The following is a 15,550-nucleotide window of genomic DNA, read 5'->3' on the forward strand; positions in this document are numbered from 1 at the left end:
TGCCGCTTCGCGGCCAGGCTGTCGTAAACCGAGCCTTGGCGATTCGCCCAGTCTCGGCCCTGGCGGGCTTCCATCCTTTACGCCTTCGGCCTTACAGGCCTGCGCGCTCCGCTTGCCAGGGTGATCACTGATACCAAAGATCTTTTTCAGCCTCTGAGTCCGTCTGTTACTCATTCGTCGGGCAACTCTCGTCATGCGCTGAACTGATAGGGGAGGTTAGGATTATCAGCTCCCCAATGCAACAGGCTTCGTTTCCGAAGGATACGCTGTATCCAGATATCACTGGGCGTGTGCGGAAATTTGCGGTTGATCCCAACCTTTAACGAACCAACTGTCTTCCAACGGCTCAACCCTGAGCACTTTAACTGTGCAGCATGGGAACGTTACCTGGTTATGATTCGCTTGGTAATTTCTCAACCGCTCAAATCGTGCTTCGATGGCGCTAATGGTTTCGCAGTCTGAATACGCAGGATTTTCTAGCGGCGAAACAATCTGGTACTCGGCATATCCGATTGTATCAGCAGTACCAAGCTGCTTGTGATCGACCGAAGTGTCGAAGCAGATGTACGTCACGAAATATCTCATGGTGCCCATAGCTCATCAGGAAATTTCAGATATTTTCGCCGGTTTAGATGATCCGTCAAGGCACGTTTTAAACGGTCTGCTTAGAACGTACTCATAGATTTCATGTCTGCGAAGCGTTCAGGTTCGTTAGATTGCTGAGCTTTCAGGTTGTTTTGTCGTGATGTTATGTGGGTGATTTAATTTGCTTGTTGAGCCGCTGAGGTAGTCAGCGAAGAAAACATAAAATTCTAAAAAGCGCTCAAGGTTTTTCCAAAGTGAACCGTTTGTATAGTTAAGAGCAATTTTTTTGAGAGTATTATGACTACCAGCAAGCTCCGCAATCCCGTGGTTTCTTTCAAGGCTTCCACATTTTTCAGTTTTCCAGAGGTGCCTGAAGATTACCGCGCTACCGTGAAGCTTGAACGTTCAGGCCTCATAAATATGTGGCTGCATGATTTCAGAGTGGCGTACACGCGGCCTCAAGCCGTTCAGGTGGCTACGAGCTTGAGTCATGCACTAATTCACCTGGCCAAGCAGCGACGTACCCTGGAGATGAAACGCAAGCTTGACAATCGACTCGCATGTTGGAGCAATCTTATTGCTCCTTATATGCTCAAGCCCCAACCGGGTGACGATCAAATATTTTTGGGCGTATCTGGAGATAATTTTATTGCGCACGGAGCGTTCCATGACCCTGATCCGATAGTCGTATTCTACGATGACAAAGAAGCCATCTACGACTTCGCCATTCTGCTCCAAGACGGCGCGATCACGATGAAGTTTGGATGGGTAGCGTGGATACTCAGCCCCGTTGAAGCAGAGTGGCTAGCTGAGCAGCTATGGACTGCGGCGTTTTTGGCAGCAAAGCAAGCTAAAAGCTCGAGTTGATTTTTCACTTATCCATGCGATCCGGAGAGGAGCGGGCCCCTCCGGAGACGCATAAGGTAAATGACACGAACTGCAGTCGCCTAGTAGTTTGAATGCTCATTACAGTTTAGCCCCGATTGAATGTCAGCACATGATGAGGCTGCCAAGCTTAAGCCTGAGGTCGATGTACCTTGAGCGGGTGGAGGGTCAATCTCGTTTACGTTCTGCATCAACATGGCGATTGTACTGGTGCAATGGAATCGCTATGGTAAGCCGGTGACAACAACCGAGACTCCCTATGGACGATCCTTCATCAACCCCGCAAAAGCCAGTCGCCATGACGGATGAGCCTGTGTCGCTGGATGCGATGACGGCTGAGCTCAAGTCTGAGTTGGCCCTTCAGGAGCTGAGGGCAGCCAAAGCAGATGCCGACGCCGTGCGCCGTGCTAAAGCCGCTCTGGACGCTCTCGACGAGTGCCTAGAAGAATTTCACCCTCGAAACGCCAAAAGGAAGCTCACTTGCGTCGTCGAGCGCGCCATGCTGGCTCTCGATGCATTGGACGCAGCGGAGGCATTAGCGTCCTCAGATTTCATTGTTCGCCAGACCCGTTACTGGTCAGGCGTACTCGCCTATTGCTTGACTGCCCTGATAAAACTCAATTCCCTTCTTGCTCGTTCTCAACGCGCATTCCTACGCGTGCCTCTCTTCGAGGACGGCCCTGAGCTCAGCGGGTTCAAACACCGCCTTCGTTGATTCCTTTCGAAAAATTTTTCCATTTTCGAACGGGATGACAATTATGAGCACCAATCACCATCGCTGCATTTGCGCGACCTGCTCCAAAGAGATGAAGCCAGGCCAGATTTTTGCGGCTGGAGATTCACAGTCCTTGCAGCATCGCAAGCTTGATACTTCGCCCGATTCGGCCTCAGGTGAACAGAAAGACGCTTCTCGTAGCTGGAATGACAGACTGCTGGAGTGGGCGAAAATCTTGCTGAGGTTTGGCTATCTGTTGCTGGCCTTCTTCAAGACGTAGCTGCTCTACCGAATCCGCTTAAGATCTCAGAATTGAAGCGGTCTGTAGTTTGTTCTTTGGCCATCGTTAGGAATGTAACGATGGCTTTTTTTCTAGTACGTGGTATATATGGCTTGCGTCCAGCAGCTCATCACTGAAGACATGAAGCATCGGATTGGTATGTAAGTGGTCGGGTGGCGATGACAAGCGGTGTCCAGCCACCCTTAATCACGTGAGGGTGGGCGAGTGTGGTGCTCTAATCAGCAGTTTGATCGGCGGCCTCATTCTTCCTCGGGAGTCGATCAACGACCCAGCCCTACCTAGAAACCTCTAATTGCGTGTTTTTCCGCCACCCTCGCAGATTCATGGCGCAAAGGCAGAACTGCAAGATGATCAGAGCCCAGGCATGTGCTTGCCAGCCCCAAACCGCCCAAAGCACATTGCTTGCAATAAAGCAGCTGAATCCTATCTTGCGCCTTCCAGGACGGCGCGAACCGATACACCAGGCTGCCAGCACGGTCATCACCATGGCAGGCCATTCAAGTAACCCGATCCAATATTCCATGAAACCTTCCAACTGATGATGGGGTGTCTGAAGCTAATCACCTGCCAGCTTCTAATGAGCTGGCAGGTGATGGCTCCACTAAGCGGCTCGGCGCTCGCCCTTGAGCATCTTTTTCTGCATTTCCATTGTTTGCCCAATCTCCTCGAGGGTGTCCTTGCTGAGCAGCTTCTTCGCCGTGGGGAAGAGCTCGCCTTCTTCTTCCTCGATGTGGTGCTCCAGCAACTCTTTCATGACCTTGACTCTCCCGGCGAACTCGACGGTGCCGGTTTCGGTATGCAGGAGGTCGGGCAGGACGAGGGAGTCGACAGTCCGGTGTTCCTCCTTGGCCTCGTAGTACATTTTCGCTTCTTCCTTGCCACCCGCTTCCTTGATGGCCGGATAGAGAATTTCTTCTTCGAGCGCGGTGTGAATCTGCAGCTCCTGCTCGATTCTGTGGAGTAGATCGGCCCGCTTTTTCACCGCTCGCTCGGTGGTGGTCGACAGCTCTTCGAGCAGTCTTTTCACCAGCTTGTGGTCTTGAATCAGTAAGTCGATAGCGTTCATGGCGTTACCTCATCACGGATTAAAAGAATGGAGAACTTGCCTGTGGTTGAGTAGCCGCCAAGCGAGACGGTTCAACGCAGATGATGCTTGGCGTCATCGTTCAGGATGGCAGCCCCCGATGGCCATTGCGGCTCTGAGGGCTGCCAGGTGGGTCAAACCCTGCGGAAGGTTGCCCAGATATTGTCCAGTCTGCGGATCGACCATCTCCGAGTAGATGCCTACACCGTGTGACAGCCCTTGCAAAGCGTCTGCATAGGCGGCTTCGGCGCGATCCTGGTTATCCAGAATGGCCCAGGCTTCGATAAGCCAAAATGTGCAGGCCAGGAAGCAACCTTCCTCCTCCTGTGCATCGGTGTAGCGATAGTGGAAAGCGCCGGCCCCCAGATCTTGATCAATGGCTTCCAGCGTGCTGCGTAGACGTTCCTTGCTGGGGTAACCGAACCTGACGGCCAGTGCCAGTGAAGCGTCCAGTCGGTCGCTGCCTGGATAGAACAGGTAGGCTTGACGCTCTTCGTTCCAGCAGTGCGCCTCGATCCATTCCTGGATGCGCTGTCGCTCGCGATCCCAGCGTTCCCGGCATGTAGTGGGAAGGTGACCGCCATCGGCCAATTCGATGGCTCGGCTCAAGGCTTGCCAACAGCTGATTTTAGACATCGTGTAATGCTGTTTTTCCGGCAATTCCCAGATGCCAGCGTCTTCCTGCCTCCAGCAGTCGGCGCATTGGTCGGCAAGTTTGGACAGGATTGTGGCGCTCGGCGAGTCGAGAATGTTGCCGCTGTCGATGAAGCAACGGGCGGTTTCGAAAATGTCGCCGAACACGCCATGCTGCAGCTGGTCGCGCGCGTCGTTGCCAACCACTGGAGGGGAGTTCTTGTAGCCAGGCAGATCGACCGGGCGCACGCAATCACCGATTGCACCGTCCAGGGTATAAAACACCCGTGGCCCATGCTCATCCAACCGGCGCAATAGCCAAGTGAATGCAGCCTTGGCTTCTGGCTGAGCGCCGATGCCCAGAAATGCTTCGATGGTGTAGCCGGCGTCGCGTATCCAGGCGAAGCGGTAATCGTAGTTTTTGTTGCCGCCAATCCGTTCGGGCAGGGATGAGGTCGCTGCCGCCATGATCGAGCCACTTGGAGAGGACAGCAGCAGCTTGAGGGCCAGCGCATTTCGGATGACCTGGGTCTGGAACGGGCCGTCGTAGACCAGCCCCTTCGACCATTGGCACCACTCCCGGTGCGAGCCGTCGATGCGTTCATCGATCAGGGCCAATGGCGGTAGCACCAGCGGCTCATCACGCCCTGCGATGATTGCAAGCACGGAGCGTTGTCCTGCCGCAAGGCTAAGGACAGCACGAACACCCATGTCATCCTTCCGTTCGATTTGCACTTGATGGTCGTGCAAGAACATGCCGAGTATTCGGCCCGCGTGGAAAACGCAGGCATTGTCTTTCGGGGCCACGTAGGGGCTTACCGTGTCGGCTTGGGTTCCGAAGTCGATGGCGATGTCGAAGTCGACCTTACCCTCGATACCTTCGATGCGCCTGGCAAGTTCGGCCCAAGGCAAACGCCCAGCTGGGCCACTGTTCAGCGACTCGGTCAGCCGCGCACGACCCTCGTGGGTGATGAAGAGTGTCTCGAGGACGTTGCTGCCTGGCAGGTAGCGCCGCTCAGCAACGAACGGCTGGTTGGGGGTAATGGAAAAGTAGCCTCCTGTTTGCGGAGCCAGCAGCTTGTCGAACAGGGGAGGTGAATCCATGTGCGGCACACACCACCAGTCGATGGAACCGTCCAGACCAATCAGTGCCACAGAGCGCCCATCGCCGAGCGCACCATACTGCTCCAGGGGCAACCATCCACCCTCATCTCGCTGAGGTGCACCCTGTTGAGCTTCTACCGGTTCACTTTCCATCAGTATGCCTTCGAGATCACGTCTTCTGATTCCGACAGGGCTATCTGGCGTCTGGTTCGTCTTATGTGAGCGCTGCGCAAATTGAGGGAATTTAGGATTGGCATGGATATCTCATGTAAAGCGAGACACAAGGGAGCTTCGTGCCCTCGCATTACCCTGCAGGGAACAAGAACAAAAGGGGGCTTACATGAGTTGTCTGATATGCGCGGGGCAAGCTGAGTCCGTCGAATGCACCAGTGGCTGGGAAGAGCGACACTGTTCTCAATGTGGCTGTTACCGAATGTCCCAAGCGCTCATTCTGGTGATGATGGAAGAGGGTCAGATTTTTGATACCGAGCGGATGCGGGCCTGGCTGGTATCTCGGCGCGAACTGATGCCCATCCCTACCATCGACCATAGCCAGGCGATATTGGCACTCTAAAAGGCCTGAGAGGTGTAGCCCCGTACCTTACTCAGCAGGAATGATCGAAATCTTTCCATTGCGTTCGACGATAGCGAACTTGACCTGCTCAATGTTCTCGATGCCTTGGCTGTCCCGCGCTGACTCAAGGATATCGTCCTCCGTGAGGCGTGCCCGACGCATGCGGTGATGCAGGAAGCGCCCATTTTCAACAACCAGGGTAGCGTGCCCATCCAGAAGCCGGGCCAAGGGCTTCGAGTTGAGCTTCGCGAGCGAAAGACCGACGTCTAGAACGATCAGCGTAGCAATCACCAGCATGGCATTGGTGAACGAAAAGTCCTCACCCAGAAGAGCCTGTTGGGTGGCCTCGCCGATGATCAGCAGCAACACGAAGTCAAAGGTCGTCAGGTCAGCCAGTGAGCGCCGCCCTGCTATGCGAAACAGCAGCATAAGGGCGACGTACATTCCGGCTGCGCGGAGGATCGAATCCATGACGCACTCCTAGGGGTAAAGGAATGTGGAGAAGTGAACGGCGCTTTCAGGGCCAGCCCTGACGCTGCCCTCCAGCGTCCCCACGTGCTCACTTCGAAGAGTCAAGTACAAGGTGGCCACGCCATCTTGGTGAGTACCCAATTGGAACAGCATGGCCTGTCCATGCGACATCGATCGTTGCGGCTCCGGTTGCAAAGTCTCGATACTGGCGTCCCGGAGCAATGATCCCTCGAGTTGCACCTCCACCGGCTGACCAGGGGTACCCTGAACGGTGATGAAAAGGCTGTCTGTCGTGCCGCTTCGGCTGAGGCGCTGATACTCAACCCGTACCCGGCCATCCTGGCTCACCACCTCGGCATCGCTCAACGGGCCATTACCGAACAGGCCGGCCAGGGCAAGCAATACGATGGCCACGAGCACGTACCACCCCACGCGCTCGAAGCGCCAGACGCGCTGCTGCAGGGAAATGTTTTCTTGAACAGGGTGACGTCTGGATAGCAGTTCATCTTCCGACATGATCACAGCCCTCAGGCGCGCTCGCCGCGTAACCAGCGTTGGTGATAGTGGGCAAGCCGGGTCAACCCGAACAGGGCGCCTTGGCGCATGACTTCAGGCCGCTCGCCGAAGAAGCGTTGAGTGCGCGTGAAAACGGCAATTGGCTCGCCGGCGAAGGCCCACGCAAAGCACATCGTCCCCGGTGGTATCCCGGATTCGGGCGCCGGCCCGGCTATCCCGGTGGTGGCGATCACCACATTCGCATCGCTGTCCCTCAAGGCGCCCAAGGCCATTTCCCAAGCTACTGCTTCGCTGGTCAGGCCGTATCGTTCGATGGTTTCTGCGCTGACCCCCAGCAGCCGCTTCTTGGCGCTGGGTGAGTAGACGACATAGCCGCTTTCCAGCACCTCTCCGGTACCCGGTACCGCCGCCAACAAAGCCACAAGGCAGCCTGCAGTGCACGATTCTGCTGTGCTCAAAATCAGTTTGTTGTTTTTGAGATAGCCGAGGGCGGCCAGTACAGGGTCGTTTTCCATTCCAGAATCGATTCGCTTGTTTTGCGGTGGACGCGAGCCTGGGGTAATTGGTTCATCGCCCCTGTTGCCCGCCCATCTCCTGAAGTGTCACTGACCTGAACTTTGCCCCGTAGATTGGCTTCCCTTGTTCAAAGGCAATGGGAGGAGAGCAACATGAAGAAAGTGAGCGACAGCCAAAAAGAAGGTGCGCAGACAAGGCCGAATGGAGAAGAGGAGCGAGACAACGATGCTCATCGTCCGGATGGATCCACCGGCACATCACATGACTCGACAGCGCAAAAAACGGCCCGTGATCACGATCAGCACAAACGCTGAAACTGCCACGCAAAAAGAGGGTCAGGCTCGCCAGCACGGCGAGCCTCTTTTCACTAGAGGATCGGTTTGCCGCCAGTCACTGCGTAACGTGACCCACTGATATAACTGGCCTCGTCGGAGCCCAGCAGCACGTAGATCGGCGCGACCTCCACCGGTTGACCAGGACGCCCCAGTGGTGTTTTCGAACCGAAGTTCTTGACCGCTTCATCTGGCATGGTGGAAGGAATTAGAGGCGTCCAGATAGGCCCTGGCGCAACGCTGTTGACCCGAATGCCTTTCTTGCCGAGCAGCTGAGCCAAGCCAGCAGTGAAGTTAGCAATGGCCCCCTTGGTCGTGGCATAGGCCAGCAGGCTGGGTGATGGATCGTCGGAATTGACCGAGCTCGTATTGATGATCGAACTGCCCTTGGGCATGGAAGGCAGTGCTGCCTGGCAAATCCTGAAGATCGCGGTGATGTTGGTATCGAAGGTCTTCACCCATTCATCATCGTCGATTTCCTCCAGGGTCTCGTGGGACATCTGGAACGCCGCGTTGTTGACCAGGATGTCGATACGCCCGAACTGGCCGACTGTCTTTTCGACGATGTCGTAGCAGTGCTGTTTCTGCGCCAGATCTCCGGGCAACAGCAGGCATTGACGGCCGGCGGACTCAACCCAGCGTGCGGTTTCTTGCGCGTCTTCATGCTCATTCAGATAAGCGATGGCGACGTCGGCACCTTCACGGGCATAGGCAATCGCTACTGCCCGCCCAATGCCGCTGTCAGCTCCGGTGATGAGTGCGATCTTGCCTTCGAGTCGATTATGGCCGGTATACGACTGCTCACCACAATCCGGGTAGGGCTCCATCTTGCGTTGTGAGCCGGGGATATTTTGAGGCTGCGAAGGGAAGGGTGGGGTAGGGAAGTCGCGCATGGTAGAAGCTCCTGCAGTTGAGAACGTTCATACCGGTTCGAAAGGCCCGACCTGCTCGTGTTGGTTTCAATCTGCGGTTGGTGCGACGAGCGGTGCGGGATATCAATCCAATTGAATTTCATGCCCCACCGCCTGTTCTACCGAACTCAGCTCCAGTCTCATCTCTTCGCTCGGAGCCCAATTCCCGGAGTAGCGAGTGCCTCGAATCATTACCCCAGCGACCCCTGAGCACGAGATCAGCGAGCACAATGCCAGGATGTTTGGCTCTCCCAAGGAGCGTCTGGATTTTTACCGGCGTGAGATCCAGTACGAAACCAGCATCCTGGCCAACCGCACGGACGCCTACCTGGCGGCTCAGTCATTCCTGGTCATCGCCTTCGTTTCCTCCATGGGGAACCTCAATCAAGGATGGGGCGAGATGTTCACCCTGATCGTGCCCGCTTTCCTCGCCTTGCTCGGGGTACTGAGCTCGCTCAACGCCTGGCCTGGCATTCGGGCGGCCTACAACATCATCGATCACTGGCAGCTCAAACAGAGCCACCTACTGCGCAGCGAGCCGTTGATGGGGTTGGCTTACGACGAGTCGCCGCTTTTCTGTGAGGCGGAAACCTCGCGTGCAGGGCATCGAAAGTCATTGCTGTTCTCGCTACGGACGCCGTGGATCTTTCTGGTGTTCTGGGTGTTACTGGGTAGCTACTCGGTTTACATCCAGCTGGCCTGAACACGTCTGCGTGCGAACATGGGGGTAACATTTTGAAGACTGAGGCATTACTGACCGAGCTCCTCAACGCCCGAGGGCCGGGCGGACAAGAAGATGAAGTACGGGCCATTTGTCTGCGCGAGCTGCGCCTATTCTGTGATGACACGCACATCGACCCTGCTGGCAATGTGGTGGGGGTAATTCGTGGGGGCCGCGCTGGTAGCCCAGAGGCAGCCATACGCGTTATGGCCCATCTCGATGAGATCGCGATGATCGTCAAAAATGTGCTGGAGAACGGCACCCTGGAGGTGCTCGCTCTAGGGGGGGGGCGCAACCGATAAGCTTCGGCGTGTGCCCTGTCGATATCCTGGGCGATGAACACATCCTGCCGGGTGTTTTGTCCTACGGTTCAATGCACAACAGCGGTCGTACTTCGAATGGAAGAGACGTGTTGGCAGGAAATGTTCAGTGGAAAGATGTCTATATCGTCACGCGCAAGAGCAAGTCAGAGCTCCAGAAGCTTGGCGTTCGGCCTGGTACTCGAGTCGTGCTGAGTCAGCACTGGCGTAAGCCCTTCAAGGTACATGACTGTATTGCCGCTCACTTCCTCGACGACCGAGCTCCGCTGAGCGCTGTCATTCTCTGTGCGAAGCTACTGAGTGAACGGCGAGAGAAACTGAAGCAAGACGTTTGGTTCGTGCTTACGACGCTGGAGGAAGAGTCGAATGCCGGCGCCATGTACGCAGCTTCCCGGCTGCCCGGCGACACCACAATCGCTGTCGAGGTCGGCCCTGTACTTGAGGAATATGGCACGGAGCTTTCGGCCAACCCGATCATCAATACCGGCGACCAGAAGGGATACTACAGCCGCACCGTGGTGCAGGGCCTGATCGCCGCTGGCCTAAAGGCCGGTTTTAAGCCCCAGTCGGCATTGCTCGTCGATTTTGCATCCGATGCAAGCGCGGTGATGAGCGCCGGGATCGATGCCCGGGCTGGTTGCATTGCGATACCCACCGAGAATACCCATGGCTTCGAAATGGTGCTTCTGGAGGGGATTACGGCCTGCGCTGAGACCTTGTTCGAATTTCTTACAGGTAGTCAGGACACATAGCCCCGGCGCGTCGACTATGCGCAGTGGCTTACCACCTGCCATTTCGATGGAATTATTTCTTCCTTGGTTTGCTCAATAACGCATGACTAGGGAGGGAGTTCTGGTGATCGGACAGCAACTCTATGTAATTGAGTACGAGCTTCACAGTGAGCCTCGGACATTCATTATCCGTCTGGAGAAAATGGACAACGGCGCCGCATGGCACTGGGCCAGCTGTGATGCCGGCGTGGGCATCATTCCGCGTTTCAGTCAGCAGAACATCAAACTGGTCAGTCGCCCGATGGCTGAGCGGTATGGCATTGCCAAGGTGAAGTGGAGGCTGGCTGGAGAGGGCCCCGAATTCGTTCCGCAACCTATCGATGTCGGCAAATTCTCAGGTGCTACCTAAGGGGCCTGAGACCGGTATTCCATCAACGTGCCTGGAGGTGTTGCCATGCAGCCTAAAACCGAAGGCTCTGAAGAAAAAGGCCCAAGCGACGTGCCTTTCATTAACGATCCGGAAAAGCCCACGTCGCCGCCACTGAATGACGCTGATGCCACGGATGCGGCTGAGGCTCAAGAAGACCTTCAGGACGATGGCCAATCCCTTTAGAGAGGAGAACCAGCTGATGGATAGTTATCACCTCAGCCCGACTTCGGATGGCTGGGAATTGAAGAAAGTCGGTGCTGAGCGAGCCTCAAAACGAGCCGCCACGAAGCAGGAGCTTGTCAGTGTCCTTGCAGATGTCTTCGAGGGTAAGACGGCGTCCGTGAAGATCCACAAAGCGGACGGCACTCTCGAGGAGGAACGCACCTATCCACGTTCAGCTGACCCGCGCCGTAGCAAAGGTTGAAGACTATAATTGCCTGTGACCTCGGCATTGAGGTCACGGATGCCCTTGGCGTGTTCAGATGGTTGTTGGCCAGCTTTCTCATGGGGAAGCGCATCCGCGCCACCGTAGCAGTGCAGGCGTACCGGACGTTTGTCGATCAGCAGGGCCTGGATACGCCGATTAAGCTTGCCCAGACTTCTCATTCCACGCTGGTCAAACTCCTCGGCCAGGCCGGCTATGCGCGCTACGATGAATCCACTGCCCGACGACTGCATGATCTTGGCAACAAGGTAGAAGTGGAACTGGTTGCCCAACTTGAGGCACTGCAGGAGGGGTCAGATGCTGAGGGATTTAAGCGCTGGCTACTGAGTTTAGAGGGCGTAGGCCCAAAGACCGTGGAGATTTTCATGCGTGAAGGCTTGTCCCATTTGACGAAGTTGTAAGGCCATTGAGTTTGGTGGCCTTTAGCCCCCATCGACGCATGTCCGGAAGAGTGAAACACTCGACCATTGGATTACGTACTGGAGAGGGTGATGAAGCTCGACATTGAGGGTTTGTCGCTGTCAGGGAAGACAGTAGTTGTCGTAGAGGATGATCCAACGCTTCAAGCCCTTCTGGTGGAAATCCTGATCGAGTTGGGCGCCACCTGCGATGCGTTCGATAACTCAGAAGATGCTTTGATTCACTTGATGGGACTCAAGAGCGACTGCTCGTTGATCGTTGTCGATCACGGTGTTCCGGGAAGCATCAAAGGTATGGAATTCATCTCCATGGCACACGAAAGGTGGCCTGGGCTACCCGCCATTCTGACCTCGGGCTATCAGCTGGATGCTTCTCAGGTCACACCACCTGTTACCTACCTCTTCAAGCCGTGGTCGATAGAGGAGCTCGCTCAAGCTATTGACCAAGCGCTTCCCCCTGCAGACGTACCTTCAACTCTTCTGCTGGGCCACCAACAAGGTCTCTAGCGCTGTAGGTTATCCCGAGCCACATCGTCCGTCTGATGCTCAGCAGGCGCCTGATGTTGGGGATCACATTCGCTGCCCATCGCCTGATATTGCTTGCGAAGTTTATGGATTTCCCGGTTATCGAGCGCTTCGAGATCCAATACCGACTGCTCCGCAGATTTCGTAGCGCGAATCAGTTCGTCGAGCTTCACGTGGATGATGTCGTTATCCCGGTTCTGGGTGTTCTGGATCAGGAAAACCATCAGAAATGTGATGATGGTGGTCGACGTGTTGACGATAAGTTGCCAGGTATCATTGTAGTGAAACCAGGGCCCAGAGGCCGCCCACATGGCAATCAACACCACGGCGATCAAGAAGGTGCTCGGCTTACCGGCGTGGTTGGCGAGCCATTGGCAGAACTGGGCGAATTTCATGACGTAATCTCCACTGCGATCTATAGGGTTTGACCGCAGTGGAGCGCTGAAATCTTTTTTTACATTTCACCGAGGTATTGGGTGAGCCCACCAAGCGCAGCGGAACGACGTGGCCTGCCGGAAAGTCAAAAAAATACTCGAAAACTTTCCCAAGGCTTCTGCACAGATGACCTTCATCGTCTGGTTCGCCATGCTGGGCGCAGTCTTGCTGCTGCTCGCACTCTCATCCTCCTACCTGCGCTGGATCCCTGTGACCTCGTCTGTAGTGTGCCTTGCCCTGGGCATCGTCCTGGGGACATCGGGGCTGGGTTTTCTTCAACTGGACGTGAGCAAGTCGAGCGAGTGGATGGAGCACCTCACAGAAGTCGCGGTGTTGTTTTCGCTGTTCTTCAGTGGTTTGAAATTGCGCCTGCCCTTGCACAACCGCCGTTGGTGCAGCGCCTTTTTTCTAGCCGGGCCGGTGATGTTGCTCTGCATCGGTGGGGTAACGCTGGTGCTGCACTACGGCCTGAACTTGGGGTGGGGCGTCTCGTTACTGATCGGGGCGATCCTCGCACCCACTGACCCCGTGCTCGCAACCCTGGTGCAGGTGGTTGATGCCCGGGACGATGATCTTGTCCGTTTCAGCTTGTCGGGTGAGGCAGGGCTCAACGACGGCGTGGCGTTTCCCTTCGTCATGCTTGGACTGTTCCTGCAACAGGACAATGGCCAGACTTGGTTCAGTGACTGGTTGCTCAAGGACATGCTGTGGGCAGTAACCGCAGGTCTAGTGCTTGGCTACTGGATGGGGCGCGGCCTGGGCAAGCTCACGCTGTTCTTGCGTCTGCGCAACGACGACAGCACCGTCTCGCCCAATGACTATCTGGCCCTTGCCCTGATTGCGTTGGCATACGTGAGCGCCGAGTCGATACAGGCTTATGGGTTCCTCGCGGTGTTCGCTGCGGGACTTGGTTTACGTCAGGCGGAGGTGCAGACCGCCAATAGCCCTGAAGCGCCGGCTGCTGAACATTTGGTACAGCCTGTGGTAGGTCACCAGCACGTGGCGCCGGAGCTAGCAGTCAAAGGCGATCTGAAAGGGCTCGACGACTCGCAGGTAGCAGCGGGGATCATGTTGGGTGACATGTTGGCGTTCGGTAGCCTGATCGAACGGGCAATGGAAGTATTTCTGGTGACCCTGCTCGGGGTAGTGCTCATTGAGCATTGGGACTGGCGGGCAGTGCTTGTTGCCGGTGCTTTGTTTTTTGTCATTCGCCCCATCAGCATCCTGCTGTTCCCGGCTCGAGGAATGCTGGATATCCGCCAGCGTGGACTTTTAGGGTGGTTTGGCATCCGAGGTATCGGCAGCTTCTACTACCTGTTCTATGCCCTCAATCATGGGCTGCTTCCCACCTTGGCCGCGCAAAGCATCAACCTGGTGCTGTCCGTGGTGGCGTTGAGCATTCTGCTGCATGGGTTGAGCGTCCAGCCGCTCCTTGCCAGATACGAAGCGTGGAAGGAGAGGGTCTCCTGATGGCCGTTCATGAGAAAAGTGCCAGGGCAGCTATTGCCCTGGCACTGGATCACCGCCAGTTAGCGGTTTTCGCTACCGCGACCGCCGCCGTGGCTGTTTTGCCCGCCTTTACGGCCCGCCTCGGAGGCACGCTCACGGTCGTTGGCAAAATTGCCGCCTGAACTCTGCCCGCCTTTGCGACCTGCCTCCGACGCTTTCTCGCGATCATTGGCAAAATTGCCAGGATTGTTCTGAGCAGTACCACCTTGATGGCCACGATTGGTTTGGTTGTTAGCCATGATCTTTCACCTCATGTCGTCACACAGGAAAGTCTGTGTTCAACTCGGACGTCGGGGCGCGGGGTGTTTACTCCGTGGGTTTTGGCCGAGGCCGACGGGTTGCGCGAAAGAACCGGTGCAGGCGTGTGTGGCGTCCTTAAGCTTTGTTCGCGAACGTTTGGAAAGGATCAAGCTTGGCAGACGCCGACCTTCCAGCCCCGTCGGCGTGGTTAAGCTGAGCGCAGAGCAGTTCCTGGAGCTGGGTTATTGGCCACGGCTTAGGAAGGAACTCCGCACCTGGCGGCAACACTCTCCCTGCAAATTCGTAGTATCCGCTCATGACAATGATGCGCGTCTGAGGTTTTTGCTGGCTTGCCATCCAGGCAAGATCAACCCCATTGAATAAACCAGGCGTTTGTACATCCGTTATCAGCAGCGTCCAATCTTGCTTCCTCAACGCCTCATTGCCGTCATCGGCAGTCGCCACCGCTGTCACCATGGCTCCCCAGTCTTCTAGGTACAGGCTTAGAAGCTCTCGGATCATGGGTTCGTCCTCCACGATGAGAACAGTTGGGCGGATTATCTTCGCAGCGGAATGCAGCTCTTTCATACGGATACTCGGACATGCGGCTGCAGGAAGGGAGGGACATCCAGGTCTGCTTGCTTTCTTCCAGCAAGACGTAGCAGCGCGCCATCACTACGACATCGCCAGCGTTCAAGAAATTCACTCCAACTAGAGTCAGTGCCATCCATTTCCATCCGTGAGCGGAACTGTAACGGGGCGACCCTCTGGAAACATCGACGCCGCTGACACCGCTTTACTGAACCTCTGGAATCTTCGTGACTCAACCCTCCATCAGAGTGTGAGGCCTCCTAATGCGAACGCTCGAGAAAAACCTGTCTGCCGCCCAACTGCTGAAGCTCAATTGTCTGGCGGTTTGGTATCGGGTGCTTGAAGACAGGGCATTGCGCATGGACTCGCCTGACGACTATCACGAGGAATTGCTTCGCCAGGCCGATGAGATGGATCGTCGAGGGATTATCTGCTGGCAGGAATGGCGCGATCTTCGTCTGGAGGCTGACGCTGCTTACTTGAGAGCGGTAGCAGGGGAGGACTATCGCCATGTTAATCCCACGAGTTCGTTAGCAAAGTAGGGATCGAACGTGATC

The 15,550-nt window shown here is 55.9% G+C and carries 24 protein-coding genes and 1 pseudogene; 14 read left to right on the plus strand and 11 right to left on the minus strand.

Annotated features, from left to right (window positions below; genetic code table 11):
• Window positions 1-279 precede the first annotated feature (279 nt).
• Window positions 280-573: a hypothetical protein gene (locus KY379_RS01125; protein ID WP_261240430.1), complete on the minus strand. Its 294-nt coding sequence runs from the start codon at window positions 571-573 to the stop codon at window positions 280-282.
• A gap of 309 nt (window positions 574-882) precedes the next feature.
• Here KY379_RS01125 and KY379_RS01130 point away from each other — a divergent pair, with 309 nt between their 5' ends.
• From KY379_RS01130 to KY379_RS01140, 3 genes are all read left to right on the plus strand, one after another.
• Entirely contained in the window at window positions 883-1,452 is a 570-nt protein-coding gene (locus KY379_RS01130) for a hypothetical protein (RefSeq protein ID WP_261240429.1), read from the plus strand.
• Between the two features lie 277 nt (window positions 1,453-1,729).
• Window positions 1,730-2,185 carry a hypothetical protein gene (locus KY379_RS01135; RefSeq protein WP_261240428.1) on the plus strand — a complete coding sequence of 152 codons (456 nt, stop codon included), beginning with the start codon at window positions 1,730-1,732 and terminating at the stop codon, window positions 2,183-2,185.
• A gap of 43 nt (window positions 2,186-2,228) precedes the next feature.
• Window positions 2,229-2,465: a hypothetical protein gene (locus tag KY379_RS01140; RefSeq protein WP_261240426.1), complete on the plus strand. Its 237-nt coding sequence runs from the start codon at window positions 2,229-2,231 to the stop codon at window positions 2,463-2,465.
• A gap of 295 nt (window positions 2,466-2,760) precedes the next feature.
• Here KY379_RS01140 and KY379_RS01145 read toward each other — a convergent pair whose 3' ends face one another.
• The 3 genes from KY379_RS01145 to KY379_RS01155 all read right to left on the minus strand — a co-directional run bounded on the left by KY379_RS01145 (window position 2,761) and on the right by KY379_RS01155 (window position 5,400).
• Window positions 2,761-3,009: a hypothetical protein gene (locus KY379_RS01145; RefSeq protein WP_261240424.1), complete on the minus strand. Its 249-nt coding sequence runs from the start codon at window positions 3,007-3,009 to the stop codon at window positions 2,761-2,763.
• Window positions 3,010-3,087: 78 nt separating this feature from the next.
• A complete protein-coding gene (locus KY379_RS01150; RefSeq protein ID WP_261240422.1) occupies window positions 3,088-3,552 on the minus strand; it encodes a hemerythrin domain-containing protein in 465 nt (154 codons plus the stop codon).
• A gap of 93 nt (window positions 3,553-3,645) precedes the next feature.
• Window positions 3,646-5,400 carry a glycoside hydrolase family 15 protein gene (locus KY379_RS01155; protein WP_261240482.1) on the minus strand — a complete coding sequence of 585 codons (1,755 nt, stop codon included), beginning with the start codon at window positions 5,398-5,400 and terminating at the stop codon, window positions 3,646-3,648.
• 340 nt (window positions 5,401-5,740) lie between these two features.
• On the opposite strand from KY379_RS01155, the gene KY379_RS01160 reads away from it, so the two are divergent.
• Entirely contained in the window at window positions 5,741-5,881 is a 141-nt protein-coding gene (locus tag KY379_RS01160; protein WP_172455975.1) for a hypothetical protein, read from the plus strand.
• 27 nt (window positions 5,882-5,908) lie between these two features.
• On the opposite strand, the gene KY379_RS01165 is transcribed toward KY379_RS01160, so the two are convergent.
• From KY379_RS01165 to KY379_RS01175, 3 genes are read right to left on the minus strand one after another with little or no spacing between them, the layout of a single operon-like run.
• Window positions 5,909-6,352 (minus strand): DUF421 domain-containing protein, encoded by a 444-nt coding sequence (locus tag KY379_RS01165; RefSeq protein WP_261240421.1) that lies wholly within the window; start codon window positions 6,350-6,352, stop codon window positions 5,909-5,911.
• A gap of 9 nt (window positions 6,353-6,361) precedes the next feature.
• Window positions 6,362-6,868 (minus strand): hypothetical protein, encoded by a 507-nt coding sequence (locus KY379_RS01170; RefSeq protein ID WP_154211835.1) that lies wholly within the window; start codon window positions 6,866-6,868, stop codon window positions 6,362-6,364.
• A gap of 11 nt (window positions 6,869-6,879) precedes the next feature.
• The gene (locus KY379_RS01175) at window positions 6,880-7,383 is read right to left on the minus strand and encodes a CinA family protein (protein ID WP_154211836.1); all 504 of its coding nucleotides are present in this window, start codon (window positions 7,381-7,383) and stop codon (window positions 6,880-6,882) included.
• Between the two features lie 153 nt (window positions 7,384-7,536).
• Between KY379_RS01175 and KY379_RS01180 the strand changes: the two genes are divergently transcribed.
• On the plus strand, window positions 7,537-7,698 hold the full coding sequence (locus KY379_RS01180; RefSeq protein ID WP_166524990.1) for a hypothetical protein: 162 nt from the start codon (window positions 7,537-7,539) through the stop codon (window positions 7,696-7,698).
• A 53-nt stretch (window positions 7,699-7,751) separates the two neighbouring features.
• Here the strand turns inward: KY379_RS01180 and KY379_RS01185 are convergent, their stop codons facing one another.
• Entirely contained in the window at window positions 7,752-8,609 is an 858-nt protein-coding gene (locus KY379_RS01185) for an SDR family oxidoreductase (protein WP_261240417.1), read from the minus strand.
• Between the two features lie 196 nt (window positions 8,610-8,805).
• Between KY379_RS01185 and KY379_RS01190 the strand changes: the two genes are divergently transcribed.
• The 7 genes and pseudogenes from KY379_RS01190 to KY379_RS01220 all read left to right on the plus strand — a co-directional run bounded on the left by KY379_RS01190 (window position 8,806) and on the right by KY379_RS01220 (window position 12,200).
• A complete protein-coding gene (locus tag KY379_RS01190; protein ID WP_004573937.1) occupies window positions 8,806-9,330 on the plus strand; it encodes a hypothetical protein in 525 nt (174 codons plus the stop codon).
• 32 nt (window positions 9,331-9,362) lie between these two features.
• Window positions 9,363-10,420, plus strand: a pseudogene (locus tag KY379_RS01195) (M42 family peptidase).
• Between the two features lie 103 nt (window positions 10,421-10,523).
• The gene (locus tag KY379_RS01200) at window positions 10,524-10,808 is read left to right on the plus strand and encodes a DUF6555 family protein (protein ID WP_029380192.1); all 285 of its coding nucleotides are present in this window, start codon (window positions 10,524-10,526) and stop codon (window positions 10,806-10,808) included.
• A 45-nt stretch (window positions 10,809-10,853) separates the two neighbouring features.
• The gene (locus KY379_RS01205; protein ID WP_261240415.1) at window positions 10,854-11,012 is read left to right on the plus strand and encodes a hypothetical protein; all 159 of its coding nucleotides are present in this window, start codon (window positions 10,854-10,856) and stop codon (window positions 11,010-11,012) included.
• Window positions 11,013-11,028: 16 nt separating this feature from the next.
• Window positions 11,029-11,253 carry a DUF2188 domain-containing protein gene (locus KY379_RS01210; RefSeq protein WP_104886479.1) on the plus strand — a complete coding sequence of 75 codons (225 nt, stop codon included), beginning with the start codon at window positions 11,029-11,031 and terminating at the stop codon, window positions 11,251-11,253.
• Window positions 11,250-11,675, plus strand: a complete 426-nt coding sequence (locus KY379_RS01215; protein WP_261240414.1) for a DNA methylase — start codon at window positions 11,250-11,252, stop codon at window positions 11,673-11,675. The genes KY379_RS01210 and KY379_RS01215 overlap by 4 nt, the downstream gene beginning before the upstream one ends.
• Before the next feature lie 90 nt (window positions 11,676-11,765).
• Window positions 11,766-12,200: a response regulator gene (locus KY379_RS01220; RefSeq protein ID WP_004573946.1), complete on the plus strand. Its 435-nt coding sequence runs from the start codon at window positions 11,766-11,768 to the stop codon at window positions 12,198-12,200.
• Here KY379_RS01220 and KY379_RS01225 read toward each other — a convergent pair.
• Window positions 12,197-12,613 (minus strand): low affinity iron permease family protein, encoded by a 417-nt coding sequence (locus KY379_RS01225; RefSeq protein WP_104886477.1) that lies wholly within the window; start codon window positions 12,611-12,613, stop codon window positions 12,197-12,199. The two genes, KY379_RS01220 and KY379_RS01225, sit on opposite strands and share 4 nt — an antisense overlap.
• Before the next feature lie 166 nt (window positions 12,614-12,779).
• Between KY379_RS01225 and KY379_RS01230 the strand changes: the two genes are divergently transcribed.
• The gene (locus tag KY379_RS01230) at window positions 12,780-14,123 is read left to right on the plus strand and encodes a cation:proton antiporter (protein ID WP_261240413.1); all 1,344 of its coding nucleotides are present in this window, start codon (window positions 12,780-12,782) and stop codon (window positions 14,121-14,123) included.
• Window positions 14,124-14,182: 59 nt separating this feature from the next.
• On the opposite strand, the gene KY379_RS01235 is transcribed toward KY379_RS01230, so the two are convergent.
• Both KY379_RS01235 and KY379_RS01240 read right to left on the minus strand, forming a co-directional pair.
• Window positions 14,183-14,401 (minus strand): general stress protein, encoded by a 219-nt coding sequence (locus tag KY379_RS01235; protein ID WP_004573951.1) that lies wholly within the window; start codon window positions 14,399-14,401, stop codon window positions 14,183-14,185.
• A gap of 136 nt (window positions 14,402-14,537) precedes the next feature.
• Window positions 14,538-14,990, minus strand: coding sequence for a response regulator (locus tag KY379_RS01240; protein WP_261240412.1), 453 nt, complete (start codon window positions 14,988-14,990; stop codon window positions 14,538-14,540).
• 266 nt (window positions 14,991-15,256) lie between these two features.
• Here KY379_RS01240 and KY379_RS01245 point away from each other — a divergent pair, with 266 nt between their 5' ends.
• Complete coding sequence (locus KY379_RS01245) at window positions 15,257-15,535, plus strand: hypothetical protein (RefSeq protein WP_085677703.1); 279 nt, start codon at window positions 15,257-15,259, stop codon at window positions 15,533-15,535.
• Window positions 15,536-15,550: the final 15 nt, after the last annotated feature.

Source organism: Pseudomonas sp. HD6422 (genome assembly GCF_025377065.1).
GTDB lineage: Bacteria > Pseudomonadota > Gammaproteobacteria > Pseudomonadales > Pseudomonadaceae > Aquipseudomonas > Aquipseudomonas putida_U.